The organism is Mastigocoleus testarum BC008 (assembly GCF_001456025.1).
Classification (GTDB): Bacteria; Cyanobacteriota; Cyanobacteriia; order Cyanobacteriales; family Nostocaceae; genus Mastigocoleus; species Mastigocoleus testarum.
Window position 1 is genome coordinate 1 of sequence record NZ_LMTZ01000086.1, and the last position, 20,319, is coordinate 20,319.

Genomic DNA, 20,319 nt, shown 5'->3' on the forward strand with positions numbered 1-20,319 from the left:
TAGTCCGGGTCATCGAGCAAATATGCTCAATCCTAAATATGAATACCTTGGTGTCGGTTACCACGAAGAAAAATCTGACAAGGGTCGTGTAAACTATCGACACTATTGGACTCAAGATTTTGGAGGTGGTGGTACTCCCCCTGGAAAATCAAAATCCGACAGTGATGACTTTGATATTGACGATACTTTACAATCTGGTGCTAAAGGTGACAAAGATATGCTGATGGGTACATCTAAAAATGAATCTTTAGCAGGTGACTTTGGGAATAACAAAATCCAGATGAATGATATTACCTCTGGAAATATGAAAAACTATAATCCAGAGTTTATTTGGGGAAGAGATTCAATTGACGCTCAAAACCTCCAAAATCAAAACCTTCAAAATCAAAAGGAATCAATGCTACCCGATGACCTTAGTTATGATGGTTTAGGAGTTGGTCAGTTTTCCCAAGATGACTGGATGGGATTAAAAGATAGTTTTCTTGAAGGACTTCACCAAGGTAAAGGTCATAAGTTGGCTCACTTTGGAAAGCATTGCGGTGGAGGTGCTCATTTATTTGGGTAGTGATGCTTGGGTAAATCATGACCTTTAGCTGAGTCACTGTTGAAATTAGATTCATTAACTGGGTTTATTAAATCAATTTCTACAGTCGAGCGCTAATCGCAAAATTTGACTGACGATTGATGCTTGATTTTTAAGTGTCAATCGTCAAATTGCTTCAAATGGAAATTATAGTCCTGATCAAACAGAAAAAATAATAAAAGTAGGGTGCTGTCAGCATGTGTAACGCACGGCTGTAAATCTTATCGGAATAGCAAATTATTAATAGTAAACTTTAAATTTTTATCCTTTGCAATATCTTCATAAACCTAAAGCGATCGCTATACAAAGCAAGATTTAGTGTGGAACCATAAGGCTCCAGGAATACAACATTTCCAAATCAATTTGAGCTTCGTAAAGCTTTTAAGCTTCAAATAACATAATTCACTTGAAAATTTAGCGTGATTATTAGATTATTGTAGAAATTTACATACGATAATATGCTGACATAATACTACATGGACCTGGATCCTATCCCGAGTTCGCACTAACCTCCTTTAAGCGGGAGGGGTTTAAATAAACGCTCAAAGAATGTAATCTATATTTGCTTATGAGTACAAGGTGTTATAGCCTTGTTTATTTACTTTAATAACTTTCAGCGTTAAGAGTTTAAGTCTATTCTCGCTAATGTGTCCGTAAGTTTTCTCGTCGCAAAACTATGACAGGAATGGAATCTTGGGGAGTATCAGTTGTAGGTGAAATCGCAATTCCCATTTTCCGCTCCCTTTCGGGAAGTGGAGGTAAGTTTTTGGGAATATTTGGTAAATCATTAGATAAAAAAGTTAGAGATGTTATTGTCGGAGCATCAAAACAATATGAAAAACAATTTAAACAACGTCATGGCTTCTCCCAAGTATTGGGTATGACCGTACCGCTCAAAGTTGGATCTATCAATACAACAGTTAAATTTTTAGATGCTCCTACGAGAACCCGTACAGTTGAATCTGATGAAGGTTTAGAACTAGCTTACGAGCAACAGCAAAGTCGTCGAACACCTCAAGAACCCTCTCAACAGTCAGGTATTGAAATTGCGAACGAGCAACGATACTTGATGGTACAAGGGTGTCCTGGCGTCGGAAAATCTACATTTTTACGTAGAGTTGCTCTAGAAGTCCTCAGTGGTAGGACAGAAGTATTCCAACATTCTCTGATTCCGGTCTTTATTGAACTCAAAAGGTTCATATCCAATGATGTAGACATCGAACAATGCATCGTTGAAGAATTCAATAATTGTGGGTTTCCGTCTCCAGATAGATTTACTTTAGAGTTATTGCGTCAAGGTAAATTATTAATCCTGCTTGATGGTCTAGATGAAGTTCCATATAGCAACTTAAGCCGGGTAACAAAGAAAATCCAAACTTTTATTGAACAATATAGTTTCAATCGCTTTATTGTCTCCTGCCGAAGCCCAGTTTATCTCAGTGGTTTTGACAATTTTAGTAATGCTGCTGTTACACAACTTGACGATCGCCAGATTAAAAAATTCATTGCTAACTGGTTTCGCAATAGTGAAAACAAACAAGCAGGAACCGCAGAAAAATGCTGGAAACTATTGCAAGAGCCAGAAAACATTGCAATTAAGAATTTAGCACATACACCCTTGTTGCTAAATTTTTTGTGTTTAGTCTACGAACATTCTCAAGATTTCCCTGATAACCGCAGTAAGCTTTATAATCAGGCACTGTTGATTTCTTTAGAAAAATGGACTAACCAAAAAGAAATTATAAAAGACAAAAATTATCAAGGGCTGCACAAAGAATTAGAAGAAATTTTATTATCAGAAATCGCCTATGCAAGCTTCGCTACAGAAAGTTTATTATTCTCTGGACAGCAAATTATTGGTCTAATAGATGATTTTCTGACAAATTATTTCAATCAGCCTCAAAACCTAGACGCCAAAGGGGTTTTAAACACTATCTTCGTTAAAAACGACATATTAGAACAAAAAATTAAAGGTGTATTTGGGTTTTCCCATTTAACAATCCAAGAGTACTTAGCAGCATACTGTGTTCATAAAAATAGCCAGTATAAAAGTCTAGTTGTAGAACATTTACCAGATGAACGTTGGCGAGAAGTATTCCTGCTTCTAGCGGGAATTATGGCACCAAAGGTCGACGAATTGTTCTTGGAAATGGAAGAGGGAGCCCAAAGCTATATAAATACACCCAAATTAGAGCGGTTAGTAAAATGGGCAGACAAGGTAACAGATGGTTCTGAAGCGGATATGAACCCAGCGGGTAAGCGTGCTTTAGCTTTTATCATTATCTCCGCCTTTGCTAACGCTTTCACCAAAAGTTGTGCAGTTGCAAAAGCTAAAACAAACGCTTATAGCATCTCTCTCCCCAACCCTAAAGGCGATGATACGGTCTTGCAGGTTAATCCCAACGCTAAAGCACTTGTGAGCGCCAAAGATGCGCCAAATGCAAGCTCACTTGCTTTCAGTAGCACTATTGCTAACGCTGCTGCAACAGCTAATGCTTTCGCTGTTTCCAATGCGATCGCTAATGCAATTGCTCATACATTTGCAAATAGTTACATCATCAAATTTGCAATCTCCATCAGTAACGCAAATGGAATTGCAGTCGCGAATGCAATTTGTAACACGTCTGTTGATTCCATCGATCAGTTAATTGAAGAAACTAAAAAATTGGAAGCATTGAGAATATTCAAGGGAGTTAACTTTTCTTCCCTAACTTCCAAAATGGATTCATTGAAAAATAAAATTCCCGAACGAAGGAAATCTTCTGAAGTCTATAGGGAATTTGTAGAACGTATCGAGCAAACATGGTTGAGTGCTTTCTCTTTAGATATGGATACAGTTGACTTATCTAAAGATGAAGCAAAGGCGATGGAAAATTACTTTTATGCTATCAACTTGATATTTCAATGTAAGAATACAGCAGTGCAGGTATCAGAATCTAATTGGGAAGAACTAGAAAAGCGGCTGCTACGAGTTTAAGCAAATTATCGGCGTAGCTGGGGGGCTACGCGAAATCACCATTAAAATCTAGGAAAACTCTGTTCTGTTTGCAACATTTAACCCGCACAAAACTACTCATTCTTGAGCATCCTGTACGACTATAGCTCTCTGTTCCCCAAGATAAAAATTATCAAGATATAGCACTACGTAGTAAGGTTAAAACATCAGTAAATCTGTTTATCCTACGGACGACTAGCCGCGCTTAGGCTAACGCCGACGCCGCACGCTCTAGCTGCACTACCTACGGATCCGCTAATTACTTTTTTTACTTTTTACTTTTTACTTTTTACTTGTGCACAGCACTACATATTCCCCTTCATGACCATTTGACCTGTCGGGTAAGAGACCGACTGTAAAGGTTCAATGGTGACCAAAGCAGAAGAGATATCAACCATTGAGTTATCAACTGGAAGCTGTACTAAAACCTGTCCTCGGGAGTTTACTTGGAAATCACCACAATCCACTTTTTCGCCATTACTTACAGCCCACAAGCGGTAAACTTTATTTTTTGGTAAGGGTCTCAAATTTTGCAAACTTAGTACACCTTTACCAGAATTCGGAATAATTACAAAACTTCCAGTGGCTTCCGACTTATCATTAATACCTTTCAAAGGTAATAAACGGTTATTAGGCTGACGAAGCAAAGCTACAGTTTCTTGATAATAAGATAGCTTATTTCTTGTTGTAAGCATTTCTTCCTGAAGACTATAATTATAAAACCCCAGACCTAAAAGAACGCTAGCTGCGATCGCACCAGTCAAACCCAACCAAACTTTTTGTTTGTGATTAAATTTTTTGCTAATTATATTTTTTTCTATACTGTTTTCTGTACTGTCTTTATCTACACTATTTTTATTTGTATCAAGTTGTAATTGATTATTGGACACTTTCGTCGCTGCTTGCATAATTTGCAAACCTAACTTTTGAGGAGGTTCATCTTCAGGTAAAGCAAAAGGCAATAATGCTAAGGTTTCTTGCAAATGCTTGACTTCTTCCACTAATTCTGGGTTTGCTGCCAATAATTTATTGACTTGTGCGACTTCTTCCGGAGTTAGATCTCCTAGTACATAGCTTGCAAGAAGTTCTTGTTTTTCTTTCCAGTTGTGGGGTTCCCAATTGTGAAATTTTGAATTATGAGAATCGTTCATCTACTCTCTACCAAGTCTTTCAAGATTTGCCTTAGTTGAATTAAACCCTTACGTTTATGAGTTTTAACTGTTCCCAAAGGTATATTCAAATCTTGAGAAATTTCTGACTGACTCATGCCTTCATAATAAGCTTTCTCCAAGACTTGTCGCTGATTATTTGGTAACTGAGAAAGTGCTTCCCGCACGCGATGAGAAATTTCTTGAAAGGAAATTTTATCCATCAAACTATTTTGATTTTCTGGGAAAATACTACTGCTCCATTTTTGGATTAGCTGTCTTTGCGATCTCATTTTACGGTGGCGATCGATAGCTCTAGATCTTGTTAAAGTACTCAAGAACGCATTCATAGAACCGCGCTTGGGTTCATAATTTTGATGTCGCCATAATATTAGAAAAACTTCTTGAGTGAGATCTTCTGCTTCTTGAGTATTACCTAGCATACGTAGTGCCAAGCGGTAAACAATACTTCCATAACGGTCGTATAGTATACCTAGTGCCACAAGGTTTCCCGAACGTAATGCTTGGAACACATCCGCATCCGTCTGATTAGACAGCATTGTTTAAAACTCAATCCTTGAAGTAAAATGCACAACATACATACCTTATACTGAGATAAAAAATCAATGTTTTTAGTGCAGTTGGTAATAAATGCTCGGTGTTAAATAATTAGTGACAAATAATTGGCGACCGGCGATCGATGATAAATACTATTAGGAATTTGTTATTATTACGAAGCTAGAATAAAAATGGATTTACTCAAAAATATCGAGAGCACAACCAATACCGACTGGTTAGTATTGGACAACGGTGAGTGTCAACCATACGAAACTACAACTGATGCATCAGATAGCGAGCGACCTTACCGACTTTACAGATTTTTAACAGATTTAGAAGACATCCTAATTAATGTTACAGATGATACTCAAAGACTAAAATTAATCTGTCCTTTGGTTCGTCGTTTGTTAAATAGTTCCGAATGGCTGCAGTATGAGTTTGAAGAACCAAACCCAGAAACAGGTTGGTCAGTAACTACTTTGTACGACGAACCAGATTTTCCTCTCACGGTGCAAACTGTTGCTTGGGCTCCAGGGAGTTCCTCACCAATCCATAATCATGCTGCTTGGGGAGTAGTTGCAATTTTGGATGGACAGGAGAAGAATAAATTTTGGCAAGTAGCAGATGAAGACAGCGATGGGGGTATTGTTCAGATTGGGGAAAAGTTACTTCTCCCAGGAGAAATTATTAGTTTTACTCCCAATGCAATTCATAGCATTGAAGTAGTTGGAGATGAACCAACTATCAGTTTCAACTTGTATGGTGAAACTAATTACGAACAACGTTTTGAATTCGACCCTACAACTGGTAAAGCAAATAATTTCTAGTTATATTGCTGATATTTTATTTTCAGTTTGTTTCTTGTAGCTCTCATGCACGGGTTTCCCAAAAAGAAGCTTCCTTCCTATTGCTAACGCAAAGCTGGAGGCTTATAGCTGTGCTATCTCACGGATCCGCTAACCGACAAAAGGATGCAAGCCTCGTTCATGAGCAGACGGGGGAAATTTTGAACGCACTACGTGTTCATCCGTAAGGATACGGATAAAGGGAGGTGTATAGCTGTCGCCATTATTTTTAGGACGTTTTTCTGTTCTCCATTCTCGTTTCCTTGTTTCCTCTTCCTTCACTTTGACCGAGTTCACTTGTTAAATTTGCAACTCACTTAAAAGACTTATACTAGCGAACAAAGTAAAGTATCTCAAACATATTTCAACAAGCATTGCTCTTATTATCGATATGTTGAAAATGTGAGACAAATAAGGATTATTGATATTAAGTTAAAGACATATCTAAATTATAGATCTGTATCTAGACAATCAGCGAATCACAAGTGTAGGGAGTCCGATACCGTAAATAATTCCTAACTATCAATAGGAAGCCTTATAAAAAATTGGCATTTATAGTCAAAACTATCAAGTATAGCCAAAATTATAAAGCTTTTGCTCAACTTAATATCAACTCGCATTTTCATCCGTAATCATTAAGTAGAAAAATTTATTTGTAGTAATAAATGCCCCCGGAAAAATTTCCTCAGAGCAAGCTCACTCTAGAGCACTACTACAAAGCCAAAGTAAAACTACATTTAAAAATGCAAATTGGTATCAGTTAACAAGTTATTCTGAAAGAGGAATTGAATAGAAAGGAATTAAAATGTCGTTCTGTTAAATATAATTTTTCGGAACTTTAAAACCAAAAAAACTAAACAGACTTAAGGGTTGAACTAGTATTTTTGGATATGCGGGCTCTAAAAATTGTTATTAGAGGAGTGTGAACGGAGTTTTCAAGCTTAGTAGTGGGTTCGCAACCCCTTTACTCCGCACGATCAATAAACGCATTTTCCAAACTCTGGGAGAATTGAAAATGGTAATTTCCAAAATGTTCGCTAATGCAATGAAATACATTTCAGAAGCAGCAATGAGAATTTTCGCTCCAACAGATGACTCTTACCCCGTAATCGGAGTTCAACCATTCACAGGCGATCCATACAAACCAGGTTTAGCAAAGAACTGGTAATAAATCCTGGTTAATCCTGGTAAATAAATAAAGTTTCATATGAGTCAATCACAACCATATCGGTGAAGAATTACACGTTCGATTCACCGATTTTTTTTATGGGTAATGGGTAATGGGTAATGGAAATTAACCAAATATTTAATTTAGGAATGTGGATTAAATAAATTATAAAAGTAGGGTGCTGTTAGCATCGCGTAACGCACCATTCCAAATTTCAGAATTACAGGTTATTAAATTCTCATTCCTTAAATTTCCTCTGCTTCCTCTATTCCCTGTTCCCCGTTCCCTTCTGCAAAAAAACCTGGTCCAAATGCATTTAGCTTCGGACCAGTATAAATAGTTAGTAAAGAAAATTTGATTCTTAAGGAGTGCAATTGCCCAGTTTAAAGTTTATTATTAATGTCATTAGTATAAGTGTCAGTCACCTCAGACTGTTCTGATGGATGGTTTCGCATCCCCTCGATGACCGCAAAATGGGGGAAACGGCAAAAACCCCATAACACTTGTTTTTGACCTTTCTCAACTGGGTTTTTACCCCAACAGATGTTAAATGTAACAATCTCATATTTAACAATCTCATAACTAGTTGCTTTCCTGACACCGTTCTCCTTTGGTAAGCAATCAGCAGGACAAACAGCATAACACCTGCTCTAGCAAATGCAATATAAATAAGGCTATTTAAATTGCATATTTATATTTTGGGACAACGATCAAGAAAAGAGATAAATAATATAGACTACTTAAATATTCTTTTGCAAACTTAACAGACGTTGCTGCTGTTGCTCTCGATTAAATTGTTTTTGTTTTGCACTCAAAAGACTGTATTCAATCGGAGGACGCATATCCCATTGCATTTCAGCAAGTAGCAGCAAACTTACTGACATTACTAAACCAGTACCTAAGAATTGCCAGCCAGAAAATAAAGGCAAAATTCCAACTCCAAGCAAATGTACGATCGCCATTAAAACAAAGGCACGCGACCGCACTGCTAATGCAGTAATGATATATCCAAGGGCGCACAAACTCAACCATATGGGGCATAAATTGATTAACACTTGCGCCCAACCCAAAAAAATACCCAAGTCAGTAATAACAATACCACCAAACATTAAGACGAACCAGGAATAAACCAGCCAGCGCAGTTTTTCAACGCTAACCCAGAACCAAGTTAGCAATATCATTCCCAAGGTTCCCAATGCAGAAAAAGTTGACCAAATAATAGCTTGTGTTTGCCAACTAAGGGCTAAAAATTGGGCAGAGATAAATATGACACCACAAATTAATCCCCAAACGATAAATACTTGATCTATTCGCGTATAAAATCCCGAGAAAATGGTTACCTTACCAATTTTGGCATTGATGCGTAATAACCCTTGTAAATCTTGAAAATCTAAATCTTGCTGCTTTTCGCGTAGGAGAGACTGAGTCAATGGGATAAAAGTCATTAACTTCTCGCGTGATTTGTAAACACACCTATATGTTATTAACAATATATTAATTAAAATTAACAAAACTTTGCAAGTTTTTACCAATAAAAAATGCCAATAGCGATCGCCAGGATACGCCTTAGTAGTTTTAGAAGTGCTAAACCATTGTTATGGGCTCTTAAAGCTGTAGCAGCAACATCGATAGAAATCAGCTAAAGTCCATTCGAAGACATTCCTAGGTGGAGCAAGGGAAACCAAAATTAGGAGCATATTTTAATGTTTTCCAAAAAAATATTTTGGAAGTTTGCAGTTGGTGCTGTGGTAATACCTGGTTTTTTAGGACTTGGGGTAGCACAAGCATCTGTTACTAAAGAACTTGATAAACAGCCCTCCTCACAAGAGATAAATCAAAACCTGATTAACTTCACTCAAACTCCTGACATTCAACACCTTGAAGTCGATAGCTTGTCATTGGAGGTTGAACCAGAATTAGGGATTGAACCAGAAGTAGACAGTGAAGAACTAGAACAGACAAAAAGTAACTACCACTACAAACATCATCACCACAAAAAGCGGCGGCGACATCATTACAAAAAATATAGACGCCCTTGTCGGACGCGGAGATACTATCGCCCGAAAAAAGTCCATTACCGCAAACGTCGTTCTAGAAACTACTATCACAACAACGTTAATTATCGGCGTTATCCTAGGAAGCGCCATAATAATTACTACTACGGGTACTAAATCTACTCCCCATCTATAATCTGTTACTACCTTCTCACCCTAAGATTACCTATAAAAAAATTCTTTTCCTCTTCCCACACTTCCCCATCTCTCTCAATTAGGTAACCTTCTACCGAGATAGGAGTAATTAAACCTCAGTCTTGATGGATGCTAGCAACTAACTGTTCTCGCATGTGAATAAATTCTGGTGTTACCCGCAAACTAGCAGCAGATTGTTTTTTCAATCCGTGAGCAAAAGGATTATCTACAATTTTGACGATTCTTCCAGGACGTGCGTGCATCACTACAATATGAGTAGATAAAAGCAAAGCTTCTTCAACGTCATGGGTAATGAAAAAAATCGTCTTTTGGGTGCGTTCCCAAATATCTTGTAAGTGGCTTTGCATCGACTCGCGAGTCAAAGCATCTAAAGCACCAAAAGGTTCATCCATCAAAACTATTTTTGGATCTGCAGCAAGTGTCCGAGCGATCGCCGCTCGTTGCTGCATTCCTCCAGAAATCTGGTGGGGTAATAACTTTGCAGCATCTATTAAACCCACCATATCCAGGTAATAAGAAACTTTCTTTTTGCGTTCGAGCTTTGATACTCCTTGCATTTGAGGACCAAACTCAACATTTTTTGCAATACTCAGCCAAGGAAATAAATTGGGACGTTGAAATACTACCCCCACATCCGCATCAGGTTTAAAATGTCGTTTCCCAGACACATTGACATAACCTGTTGTTGGTGGTTGATATCCAGCCAAAACTCGCAATAAAGTAGTTTTACCACACCCAGAAGATCCCAGTACGCATACGAAATCTCCCAAATTCATATCTAGGTTAATATCTCGTAACACTTCCGAGCGATCACTCCCAGAACCAAAGGTTACACCAATACCCTGCAATTGACAGATGGTATTTTTTTCCAATGAACTGCTTTGTTGTGAATATACTTCCATATATTTATCCTGGGTGCTAATACAAAACTAAAATGCAAGTTGGGAATTACTAAAGGAGAAGGAAAGGAGCAAGTGACAAATAATTAACTACAAGAGTTGGTAGCTACAATTCATAACTACAAGAACTCATTGCGAATCGCCGATTGATAGGTTTTGAGATCGGGTGCTGATGATATTGTTTTTTGAGTAACCATAAATTGAGCAGATTCTTCGAGAACTCCAGCAAAATTCCCGATATTATCAGGTTTACCTAAATATTTTGCATCTGCTTGTTCGTCTGAAGTTAACCAGATTAGTTTATTCATCGCTTCTAGACTTTTTTCTGGGCTGATACCCATTTCTTTAGAAATTTGTTTGCTGGCTTCTTCTGGGCTTTTACGGTATAAGTTAACAGCTTCATCCAAAACTTCTACATACTTTTTCATCGCATCGGGATATTTGTCAGCAAATTCCTTGCGTACTACCCCTAAATCAGCCGTTACGACTCCTTTTTCTGCCATATCGGCTGAAGTAATCAAAATTTTTCCATCACTTTCGACAAGCTTAGGTAAATTTGGGTACCAAATATAACCCCCATCAATATCACCTCGCTGCCAAGCTGCGACCATATCTTGGGGCTGTAAATCTAAAATTGTTAATTCCTTTTCCTCAATTTTCTCTAATTTCAGTAGGGAAAGAAAAGTAAAGTGACTAGTAGAACCAAAGGGAACTGCGATTTTCTTCCCACGAATATCACCAATACTATTAATATTCTTTTTTACTACCAGGGCTTCAGCCTCACCAATTACGCTATGAATAAAATAAGGCTGATAAGGTAATTTTTGGGCAACACCTACAGCAACTCCCACAGAGCCAATTAATCCGACATCGATTCCACCGGAAGCCATGGCTGTGTTCACATCTCTACCGGAGTTGAAGCTGATATATCTGACTTTGACCTTGGAATCCGTAAAGGCTTTCTCTGCTAGCCCTGCAGCTTTAGCTAATAGTTCAGCATTAGCAGATACTTGATAACCAATGCGAATTTCTGATGGCATTCCTGCACCAGATGTAGCAGTTCCATCAGTTGGGGTAGATTGGGAATTACCGCAGCTGGATATAAGTAAGGTTCCACCCAATCCTGCTAATCCGAACAGAACGTTTCTTCTTTTTAAACGCATATTTTGCGAATTTTCACTTTTGATAATTTACTAGCAAATAGTATGGCTCATGAGTCGTGACCGATCCAGGGTAACTGAGTTTTTTCTACCCAACGAATGCAAGCATCGATCGCGATCGCGATGATACCCATAATAATGATGCCGACAAAAATCTGATCGCTTCTAAGGAATTTACTTGCATCTAATACCATCCAACCGATACCGGAAACCGCCGCCACCATTTCTGCTGCTACTAGGGTAGTGTAAGTAAATCCAATTGCCGTACGCAATCCAGTAAATAAGTCTGGCAAACAAGAAGGAAAAATTACAAAAGTAAATACTTGCCACGAACTTGCACCCAAGCTCAAAGAAGCATTAACGCGATCGCGCGGTATTCTCTGGACTCCAGATACGGCTGCAATATATAACGGTGCAAATGCTCCCAAATAAAGTAGGGCAATTTTAGAAGGGTTTTCTATCCCTAGCCAGATTACTAACAATGTATAATATGCAAGTGGTGGCAAAGGGCGATAAAATTCAACAATCGGATCCAGTGCAGCCCGAATAGGTTTAGAAAAACCAGACAACATCCCCAAAGGTATTGCTGTGACAATTGCTAACACTAAAGCAAATACCAAGCGATACATACTTTCGCCGATATGAAAAATCAACGAATTTCCTTTATAGCCATTTTGCCAAATATCTACAAAAGCAGCCCAAACTCTCATGGGAGATGGTAAAAATAATGGACTGACTAATTCCTTTTCTGTCACCATCGTCCAAGCAGTAAATACGATCGCCACAGTAGTCAAAGAAATAATCCGTTCTCGGGTTAAGATTCCTTGGAGAGAGAATGATTTTTTCCCATTTAGTTTCTTGTTGGGTGGAGAAAATTTATTTGTTGATTCTTTGTCTTTCAAGTCCATAATGAATTGGGTTTATACCCGGTATATCTACAAATAGGAATATCTTTTTTTATAGCTTGAAGCCTAAACGGAAATATCTCCGCTTAGGCGATAGTACTTTATCTGCATGGAATATGGTTTCCCATAGCTTCTAATTAATTTATTTCGAACTGTACGCCTTTCCTTATCCTAGTAATAATTTACATATGAGGCACGTACATGCATATAGTCTTATTTACTCAATCATTTAAATTCAAAAAAATTAAGTAATATTATGTCCGGTAAAACACTTGTAATAAGGTTCGTAGTAGCGCTTTAGCGCAATAGACAAACATTGGCGCTAAAGCGCTACTACAAACATATTTTTTCATAAGTAATTAAGCGGACATCATATAATATGGGTCAAAGCTGTCACATTTTTATACGATTGCTTTAAATATGCAATCTACCGTCTTTAAAATATTGAGAAAGTCTAAATCAACAAAATATAATATTAAGCCTAATAATATCAAGGTGATGGTTTAGGAAATCATAATTTTCTTTAAAGTAAATGAGAATTGTGGACAAGATACGAGAAATATCCTAATCCAAAAATATATTCATAATCATCAGATATGGGGCATGTTAGGACAAGTTTCCGTAACATACCACCAATCATAAACGCCAAATTTCCACATGAAGCGGGTATGTTAGGACTAGTATCCCAACACACTACCTACAGGAAATCCTGTCAACAGTTTCTTACCCTCAAAACTGCTGGCTATCTAGACAGAAGAAAGTGCTTGATTTGTCTCGCCGACAATATCCTTTAAAACATCTTTAATGATACGGCCAATTGTATCAATATCCTCTGTAGTAAACGAAGGCGACAATCTCAGATCGCAAGCACAAGCAATAATCTCTTCTGTTTGCTTGAGTTCAGGCATTTCTGTAAACGAGTATTGCCAATTTTTAAAATAACGAGCGTTATCGAGGCGTCCAAATATTTGGATTTTTAAACCCTTAACCGCCGTGTCTTTGACAAATTGGTCTACTTGTGATTTAGTGAAATTTAGAAGGTTAAATTGCATACTGTCAGGCGCACGTTTCACTCTATCTAGGGATGGAGGAATATGAATGCTTTCCACTGTTTCCAAAATACCCGCCAATTGGTCATACAGTGTGTTGTAGCGATTTATTTTCTCATCCAAAATTCCAAGCTGGGGTCTGAGTACTGCTGCAGTTAAATTTGTCATTCTCAGACTAAAATTTGGAACATAGGGTTTTAGCTCTTCAAATATTTCATCGTTGAAAGGTCGAGCTAAATGTTTTTTGTAAAGTTTTTCGTAACAACCAGCAGCCAAAATACAGTAAGCTGCAACCCTTTCGTCAGACGTCGCAATAAACCCTCCTTCACCAGAGTTAAGCATTTTGTAACTTTGGCTGCTAAAGCAAGCAATTTTGGCGGTATGTCCTACGTGCTTACCATTGCTCCACTTCGCACCCAAGCTGTGGGCGCAGTCCTCTATTAGGTAAATTCCTTCTTCATCGCAAATTTTTTTAATAGCTTCCATATCCGATACATGTCCTCGCATGTGGGATGCGATAAAGTATTTGGCGTCAGGATGCTGTTTGATCTTGCGTTTGAAGTCTTCAACGTCAATCAGATACTGAGAGTTGCATTCCAGATATATGGGAATACCACCAGCATGAACAATACTGCTTGGAACTGCAGTAAAGGTAAAAGCATTACTGAATACCTTATCTTGATATTCTAATCCAGCGGCTTTAAGACTCATAAAAAGAGCGCTGCCGCAAGAATTAACAGCGATCACATATTTATGTTCTATATAGCGACTAAATTCATATTCCAGTTTAGTGACTTCAGTTGCTAATTCATCATCTAATTCAGAGGGGTCTATTTCTTCCTCAAATTCTGCGTGGAAATTGTAGCGATACATTCGCCCCGTTTCCATCAATTTTACCGCTTGCTCGATACCTGCTTGGGGAACTGGATCGGGAATCTTAAAATCTTTGGTAAATTCCATCATGCTTTTAGTGAATTTCTCACAAGTGAAGTCGGGGTCAATGAACTACGAGAATGCAATTACCACATAGCTTCAGGTAGTTGCAAGCAATGATCCTGACAACTATACAACTATAAAGTTTAACCGATTGTCTGGAACAAACACAGCAAAATTATCGGCATACCTGCAATATTATTTTGCACCCTTGCACAAAAATATATTCAATTTGGCAGATATAAGTTCTTATAAACCAGGAAAATTTCGCATCTGAAAAATCCTTGAAACCTCTACTATGTAGCGCCATAAGGGGTCATTTATATTTGCTTATTTATGTCAAATTATTTTATAAGTTAAAAGACAATTAAATGACGTTTATTATTAAAAAAAATGATCTATTGGTTATAAGTGTATATTTTGTGGCATTAAAACAAATGATGCTTATAGTCAAGCATAAATCATTAGTTTATTTATGATAAATTAGCTACACAATAAATATAGCTCATACTTAGATTTGCATACTCCTAATTGTTTGTAGTTCCAATGTGCTGCTCAATCCCAAATATATTTCAAACTTGGATGATTATCGCAATTTTTCATGATTTTCACTTATAGCTAATATAACTTAATACGTAATTAGCGATTATCTTTGCTGCTGGATATTTGATTTCAAGAGGTGGAATATAGATCTAAAGCAGGTAAGCAAAATTGCTTATAGCCTGACAACGAGACTACATTAAATGTATTTTCAACTGTTGGCAAATGCTAAGAAATATTAAATTAATTCTGCTCAGATAATTATTTAATAGGTGTTGTTAATGAGTTTTTTAACAAGTATTGCTTGTTGTTTAACCACCTACCGTCGAGCTTGAAAAGAGCAAAATCTCAAGCAGTTCGTAATTGAAAACTACGCGTAGCGCTATATGAACTGACAATCGCCCAATACCTAATACCAATTCAATAAATCATTTCAACAGATCCTTCGGTAGAAACCTTGCAGAAGCTAACGCCGACGCCCCAGGCTCTGCAAGGTCTCTACAAAATATATCTGTCTGTTAATGCGTTTATATAAAAATCTCGATTATATAAAGTTAAAGTTAGCAAACCGAAGTTTCGCTATGAGTCCTAAAGTTTCACGCTTTGATTTAGTAATAGTATTTAATATTTTGGCATTAACAAAAATATCTCTAACCAATACCTTGTGTTAACCGGTCTAATATATATGCTAGAGTCGCACTACCTAAAGGAACAGTCAAATTATCAATACCCAATAAAGAAAAGGTTTCTAATGCAGTTGTAATTACTGCAACTATCGTTGATACTAAAGCAGCCTGCCAAAAGTTACCACTCACGAAAATAGAGACTAAAAAACTGACAGTAAAAGTCACGACAGCCATAGTTGCAGACCCTTCCAAGCTTTTCTGACCGCCAAAAACTTCATACTTATTTTTTCCAAAACGCCTTCCAATCAAAGCTGCTAAACCATCGCCCCAAGCCATGACTAAAACACCCAGGACAGCATATTGTGGTTGTTGAATATTCCAAAACCAAGCAATCAGAATTCCAATACTCACAGAATAGAAAAATGTCCCCAAACTTTGACGACCAACACTATTAATTCCGGGGAGAATAGGGAAGCGATAAGACAACAACATGACAGCACTAGCGATCACTGAAGCTACAATACCGATAATGGCAGGCATGTCTAACCACCAAGCGAGTAAAATCACATTGCCAGTACCGATATGAACTATTTTGCGGATAACCTCTGAATCGTCACTCCCTAGACGCCATACTAACCATGCTGCAAGAGCAATTAGCAATATCCAGACAGCAACCAAGCTAATTTGTATCCACAAAGGTGAAATAGATTCCGAGGCAACAGATAAACTCAACAAAATTTACCAAAATGCTAAAAATTTTCCCTTTGTTACCAATTTATTACATCAGCGTTGAATTAATAAAATTATTTCTAATTTCATAATCTAATTTCATAATCTAATTTCACAACTATCTCGTCTGTTCGTTGGCTATAGTTAATGATTCATAGTTAATCGATAATAATATGTTCTCTCTGTAAATACCCACAAGCATAATTTTCGTTAGACCCTGATAAGGCTAATGCGACTAATTACATATTTTGTTGGCGATTGTTACTTCCAAAAAAAATAACCGCTTAAAATCAAGCTAATATTGATAAAGTAAATTAGAACAGATGGTAGACTTCAAACTTTGGGGTCGATTGCTTTGAGCTTTCACGTAAGAAACTGAATGTAAATAATTTTGTGTTGTTGCCCATTCTTGGGGGAAATCGCGACGATTATAAACAGATAAAGCTTTTTTATAAGCTCTCATCGCCTGTTGGATATTTTCAGGTTGAGAGCCTTTGATCCGGCTGCGGTAAGCATGACCTAAATTGTTTTGGATTGTCGCCCATTGTTGTGGGAAAGTTTCCCGAGTAATTACTTGTAATGCTTTATTATAAGCAGCGATCGCTCTTTCTAAATTCTCAAATTGATTGCCCTCGATCCGATTGCGGTAAGCATTACCCAAATTATTTTGTGTCATTGCCCATTCTTTTGCACAGGCTTCTCGAGTAATTACCTGCAACGCTGCACGGTATGCGTTAATAGCTTGCTCTATGTTTTCGGCTGTATCCCCATAAAGTCGATGACGAAAAGCATTACCCAAATTATTTTGCGTCATTGCCCATTCTTCAGGATAAGTGTTACTAGTATAAACTCCTAAAGCTTGTTTATAGACATTAATTGCTTGTTCTAAATTTTCAGCTTCATTACCTTTTGTGCGGTTGCGGAAAGCATTGCCTAAATTATTTTGGATTGTTGCCCATTCAGTGGGATTAATTCGAGCTGTAATCACTTCTAAGGCAGCATTATAAAACTCAATTGCTTTTTCTAAATTTTGTCCTCGATCGCCTTTGATTCTCTCGTAATAAATATTACCCAAATAATTTTTAATTCTTGCCCAATCTAAAGGCGAAGTATCGCGCGTATAACCCGATAAAGCCTCAGTGTAAGCCTCAATAGCTTGCTCCAAATTCTCGCTGCGTTCGCCCCTAATACGATGACGATAAGCATTAGCTAAGTTATATTTTATTGCCACCCATTGTTGTGGTAAAGGAACCTGTTTTAAAGTTTTGAGTGCTTCATTATAAGCTGCAATAGCTTTCTCGACATTAGCGGCTCTATTTCCATTAATTCTGTAGAAAAAAGCTGTTCCTAAATTGTTCTGAGTAGTACTCCAATCAAAGGGGTATTTATCCCGTTCGAATACAGTGAGAGCCATTTTATGGCAGACAATGGCTATTTCAATATTATTAGCTTTATCACCTGCATGAAACTGGCTAATTAAATTACCAAATTCCACTAAAATTGCCGCCAGAGATTCTGCATCTTCTGATTTATTCTCAGACAATACATCAACTCCCCACTGGCGTAAAATTTCGGTAAATGACGAATCTAATTTATCAAGATTATCCATCATCATAGGATAAATTGACTCTTTTCTACCTTGACTTTCCGCTGTAACTTCCAGAATTTGTAGCAGAAATTTTAGATAATTTTGTTTTTGCTGTCGGTCTAAATTTTCTATTTTTTTTCGATCAATTGTAGATGATATAGAATCTAATTCTTCACCAATGCAAACTGCAATTGATAACATCAAGTTACTAACAAACTCGTTGCCTTGGCTAGATACTTTATCTGCCTCTGAAAGCAATATTTGGATTAGTTCTTCATCAATCAAATCTTGATTTGATTTTAAAACATCTTTCTCTTGACCTTTTTCACAACTCAATAATTCTTCAATTAGATTTTGATATGCACGGAAGCGCTTTTGATCTGCGACTATCATATGATTTTCTAATTGCTTATAAATATACTTGGGTATTTTTAACTAAAATCCTAACTTAAATTCAAGATACTGATAAAACGTCAGCAAACTTAAAAATCCTTTGTAGAAAAAACAAAAGATATTCTATCTTAATTTGTTTGTGGATTTTTAAACTATCATGTATCGGGTATTAAATAAACAGGTTACTCTGTTAGTCTTGGTCTGCAAGAGTTTTAGTTGGTTTTCAAGTCTTAATTTTAAAATTTCGATTATTTTGTAACCATAAAACAAGTGATATAATTTACTGTAGCAACTTGTATAAAATAAAGTGTAAATAATATAATAAGTAAATAATTGTTGGAACTAATGATAAAACAAAATTTGTAATTTTCGTATTTTTATTTATACTATTTCATCTATACTATTTATAGTATTAAGTGGGCATTGCCCACCATACTATAAAGACGTAGGTGCACTGCCATGCGCCCTCAAGATACACTTTCTAAAATAGCTATTTTCGTAGCACTTACCCTTAAGCGATTACAATTTAACCCAAATAATCTATTATTCTTGTGATGGAAAGTGATTATTTTTGTATATTTCTAAGGCAGCTAAATAGCATCTATTAGCAGAATCTAGATTTTCAGATTCATCTCCACGAATGCGGTTTCTATAAGTGTTACCTAAATTGTATTGAACCATTGCCCATTCGTTGGGAGTACGTTCGCGTTGATATACCTCTAATGCAGCTAAATAGTATTCAATTGCTAGTTCAATATTTTCTTCTCTGTCATCAAAAATGCGATCGCTATAAGCATTACCAAGATTAAATTGAATTGCTGCCCATTTGTAGGGAGTTAATTCCCGTTGATAGATTTGCAGCGCATTTAGATAACATTCAATAGCAATTTCAACATTCTCTGCTTTTTCATCTAAAATGCGGTTGAAGTAAGCAGTACCGAGGTTATTTTGCACCATCGCCCAATCATCAGGAGCGCGGTCTCGTCCGTAGACTTCCGCAGCTGCTTTATAAGATGCAATTGCTTGTTCTAAATTGTCTGCTCGGTCACCCTGGACCCTCTCCACATAAGCATTACCAAGGTTATTGTGAGTTCCAGCCCATTGTTCGGGAAAGCGATCGCGCTCAAAAATTGTCAATGCTGCATGATATCCACTAACAGCGATTTCCAGATTATCACTATGGTTTCCTAAGGGAAATCTTTGAATCAAAATACTAAAGTGAACAATATCAACAGCAATACTTTGGGCGATGGGAGGCTGGACTCTAGTTGTAATGTCCTTAACCCACTCTGTAATTGCTTTAGCTAATTGTAGATTGAGTTTATCCAAATTATTTTGTAACAATGGATAAACCATCTTAGCGTTAGCATTACTGTTAGAAGTTATTCGTAAAGCTTCCGCCAGAAAATCTATATGACTTTTTGAAACATCTGGCGGTAATGAAGTAATTAATCCTTCAGCAAGGGGAGCAGCAATATTTTGTAAGAAATTAGCGGCTCTTCCTTCACCAATCTCTTCCAACATTCCTGCAACTTGAGTAACTTTAAGAATAAAACCTCTATCAATTAATTCTTGATTTTTACGTAAAACTTCTGCTTCTGAACCGCTAGGACAGTTTAATAAAGTTTCAATTAATTTAATATAAGCAGAATAACGATCTTCGGGGTCACTTTCAAGATTTCCCGATGCTTGTTCTACTGCTTCTTTTAACTGTTGTGCTAAATTTCGTAAAAAATATGCAGCCCCTTGTGCACCCTGCTCTTCTGCTTGATTTGCTACATGTTCCATAATTTTAATGAAATCAGCATCAAGCAGATCTGAATGTTCTTTCAATAGTGCCAGTTCTTCTCCACTCGGACATCGTAGCAGTTCTTGAATCAGTGTCAGATAAGCGCGCAGACGCTGTTCATCCATTCGGTAAGACCTCAATAGGTACTACCGTAAATTTTTACACTTTTAAACTAAGAATACTATCCATAAAAATACTTGT

15 protein-coding genes are annotated in these 20,319 nt (G+C 37.1%); 5 read left to right on the plus strand and 10 right to left on the minus strand.

Annotated elements, in window-relative coordinates:
• Both BC008_RS14975 and BC008_RS14980 read left to right on the plus strand, forming a co-directional pair.
• Window positions 1–565 (plus strand): CAP domain-containing protein (locus BC008_RS14975; protein ID WP_235595871.1); only part of this gene is annotated, 565 nt, incomplete at its 5' end.
• Window positions 566–1,259: 694 nt separating this feature from the next.
• On the plus strand, window positions 1,260–3,560 hold the full coding sequence (locus BC008_RS14980) for an NACHT domain-containing protein (protein ID WP_027845972.1): 2,301 nt from the start codon (window positions 1,260–1,262) through the stop codon (window positions 3,558–3,560).
• Window positions 3,561–3,883: 323 nt separating this feature from the next.
• Here the strand turns inward: BC008_RS14980 and BC008_RS14985 are convergent, their stop codons facing one another.
• Window positions 3,884–4,729, minus strand: coding sequence for an anti-sigma factor (locus BC008_RS14985; protein ID WP_027845973.1), 846 nt, complete (start codon window positions 4,727–4,729; stop codon window positions 3,884–3,886).
• Window positions 4,726–5,286, minus strand: coding sequence for a sigma-70 family RNA polymerase sigma factor (locus BC008_RS14990; RefSeq protein ID WP_027845974.1), 561 nt, complete (start codon window positions 5,284–5,286; stop codon window positions 4,726–4,728). Before BC008_RS14990 ends, BC008_RS14985 begins: the two co-directional genes overlap by 4 nt.
• A 189-nt stretch (window positions 5,287–5,475) precedes the next feature.
• On the opposite strand from BC008_RS14990, the gene BC008_RS14995 reads away from it, so the two are divergent.
• Together BC008_RS14995 and BC008_RS15000 are read left to right on the plus strand one after the other, a co-directional pair.
• The gene (locus BC008_RS14995; protein WP_036267827.1) at window positions 5,476–6,111 is read left to right on the plus strand and encodes a cysteine dioxygenase family protein; all 636 of its coding nucleotides are present in this window, start codon (window positions 5,476–5,478) and stop codon (window positions 6,109–6,111) included.
• Between the two features lie 1,033 nt (window positions 6,112–7,144).
• Complete coding sequence (locus BC008_RS15000; RefSeq protein WP_027845976.1) at window positions 7,145–7,297, plus strand: hypothetical protein; 153 nt, start codon at window positions 7,145–7,147, stop codon at window positions 7,295–7,297.
• 740 nt (window positions 7,298–8,037) lie between these two features.
• Here BC008_RS15000 and BC008_RS15005 read toward each other — a convergent pair.
• On the minus strand, window positions 8,038–8,742 hold the full coding sequence (locus tag BC008_RS15005; RefSeq protein ID WP_027846415.1) for a hypothetical protein: 705 nt from the start codon (window positions 8,740–8,742) through the stop codon (window positions 8,038–8,040).
• 258 nt (window positions 8,743–9,000) lie between these two features.
• Between BC008_RS15005 and BC008_RS15010 the strand changes: the two genes are divergently transcribed.
• Window positions 9,001–9,468: a hypothetical protein gene (locus tag BC008_RS15010; protein ID WP_058183174.1), complete on the plus strand. Its 468-nt coding sequence runs from the start codon at window positions 9,001–9,003 to the stop codon at window positions 9,466–9,468.
• Window positions 9,469–9,602: 134 nt separating this feature from the next.
• Here BC008_RS15010 and BC008_RS15015 read toward each other — a convergent pair whose 3' ends face one another.
• From BC008_RS15015 to BC008_RS15045, 7 genes are all read right to left on the minus strand, one after another.
• Window positions 9,603–10,409: an ABC transporter ATP-binding protein gene (locus BC008_RS15015; RefSeq protein WP_036268436.1), complete on the minus strand. Its 807-nt coding sequence runs from the start codon at window positions 10,407–10,409 to the stop codon at window positions 9,603–9,605.
• A 116-nt stretch (window positions 10,410–10,525) separates the two neighbouring features.
• Complete coding sequence (locus tag BC008_RS15020; RefSeq protein ID WP_027846417.1) at window positions 10,526–11,569, minus strand: taurine ABC transporter substrate-binding protein; 1,044 nt, start codon at window positions 11,567–11,569, stop codon at window positions 10,526–10,528.
• 47 nt (window positions 11,570–11,616) lie between these two features.
• The gene (locus BC008_RS15025) at window positions 11,617–12,474 is read right to left on the minus strand and encodes an ABC transporter permease (RefSeq protein ID WP_082650474.1); all 858 of its coding nucleotides are present in this window, start codon (window positions 12,472–12,474) and stop codon (window positions 11,617–11,619) included.
• 743 nt (window positions 12,475–13,217) lie between these two features.
• Window positions 13,218–14,483 (minus strand): DegT/DnrJ/EryC1/StrS family aminotransferase, encoded by a 1,266-nt coding sequence (locus tag BC008_RS15030; RefSeq protein WP_027845080.1) that lies wholly within the window; start codon window positions 14,481–14,483, stop codon window positions 13,218–13,220.
• A 1,160-nt stretch (window positions 14,484–15,643) separates the two neighbouring features.
• Window positions 15,644–16,354, minus strand: a complete 711-nt coding sequence (locus tag BC008_RS15035) for a diacylglycerol/polyprenol kinase family protein (RefSeq protein WP_027845079.1) — start codon at window positions 16,352–16,354, stop codon at window positions 15,644–15,646.
• A gap of 289 nt (window positions 16,355–16,643) precedes the next feature.
• Window positions 16,644–18,329, minus strand: coding sequence for a tetratricopeptide repeat protein (locus BC008_RS15040; protein WP_058183172.1), 1,686 nt, complete (start codon window positions 18,327–18,329; stop codon window positions 16,644–16,646).
• 543 nt (window positions 18,330–18,872) lie between these two features.
• Window positions 18,873–20,243 (minus strand): tetratricopeptide repeat protein, encoded by a 1,371-nt coding sequence (locus BC008_RS15045; RefSeq protein WP_058183170.1) that lies wholly within the window; start codon window positions 20,241–20,243, stop codon window positions 18,873–18,875.
• Between the last annotated feature and the right edge of the window lie 76 nt (window positions 20,244–20,319).

Coding starts and splice junctions, on each gene's coding strand:
- BC008_RS14980 (WP_027845972.1), top strand. CDS start 1,260: ATGACAGGAATGGAATCTTGGGGAGTATCAGTTGTAGGTGAAATCGCA.
- BC008_RS14985 (WP_027845973.1), bottom strand. CDS start 4,729: ATGAACGATTCTCATAATTCAAAATTTCACAATTGGGAACCCCACAAC.
- BC008_RS14990 (WP_027845974.1), bottom strand. CDS start 5,286: ATGCTGTCTAATCAGACGGATGCGGATGTGTTCCAAGCATTACGTTCG.
- BC008_RS14995 (WP_036267827.1), top strand. CDS start 5,476: ATGGATTTACTCAAAAATATCGAGAGCACAACCAATACCGACTGGTTA.
- BC008_RS15000 (WP_027845976.1), top strand. CDS start 7,145: ATGGTAATTTCCAAAATGTTCGCTAATGCAATGAAATACATTTCAGAA.
- BC008_RS15005 (WP_027846415.1), bottom strand. CDS start 8,742: ATGACTTTTATCCCATTGACTCAGTCTCTCCTACGCGAAAAGCAGCAA.
- BC008_RS15010 (WP_058183174.1), top strand. CDS start 9,001: ATGTTTTCCAAAAAAATATTTTGGAAGTTTGCAGTTGGTGCTGTGGTA.
- BC008_RS15015 (WP_036268436.1), bottom strand. CDS start 10,409: ATGGAAGTATATTCACAACAAAGCAGTTCATTGGAAAAAAATACCATC.
- BC008_RS15020 (WP_027846417.1), bottom strand. CDS start 11,569: ATGCGTTTAAAAAGAAGAAACGTTCTGTTCGGATTAGCAGGATTGGGT.
- BC008_RS15025 (WP_082650474.1), bottom strand. CDS start 12,474: ATGGACTTGAAAGACAAAGAATCAACAAATAAATTTTCTCCACCCAAC.
- BC008_RS15030 (WP_027845080.1), bottom strand. CDS start 14,483: ATGATGGAATTTACCAAAGATTTTAAGATTCCCGATCCAGTTCCCCAA.
- BC008_RS15040 (WP_058183172.1), bottom strand. CDS start 18,329: ATGATAGTCGCAGATCAAAAGCGCTTCCGTGCATATCAAAATCTAATT.
- BC008_RS15045 (WP_058183170.1), bottom strand. CDS start 20,243: ATGGATGAACAGCGTCTGCGCGCTTATCTGACACTGATTCAAGAACTG.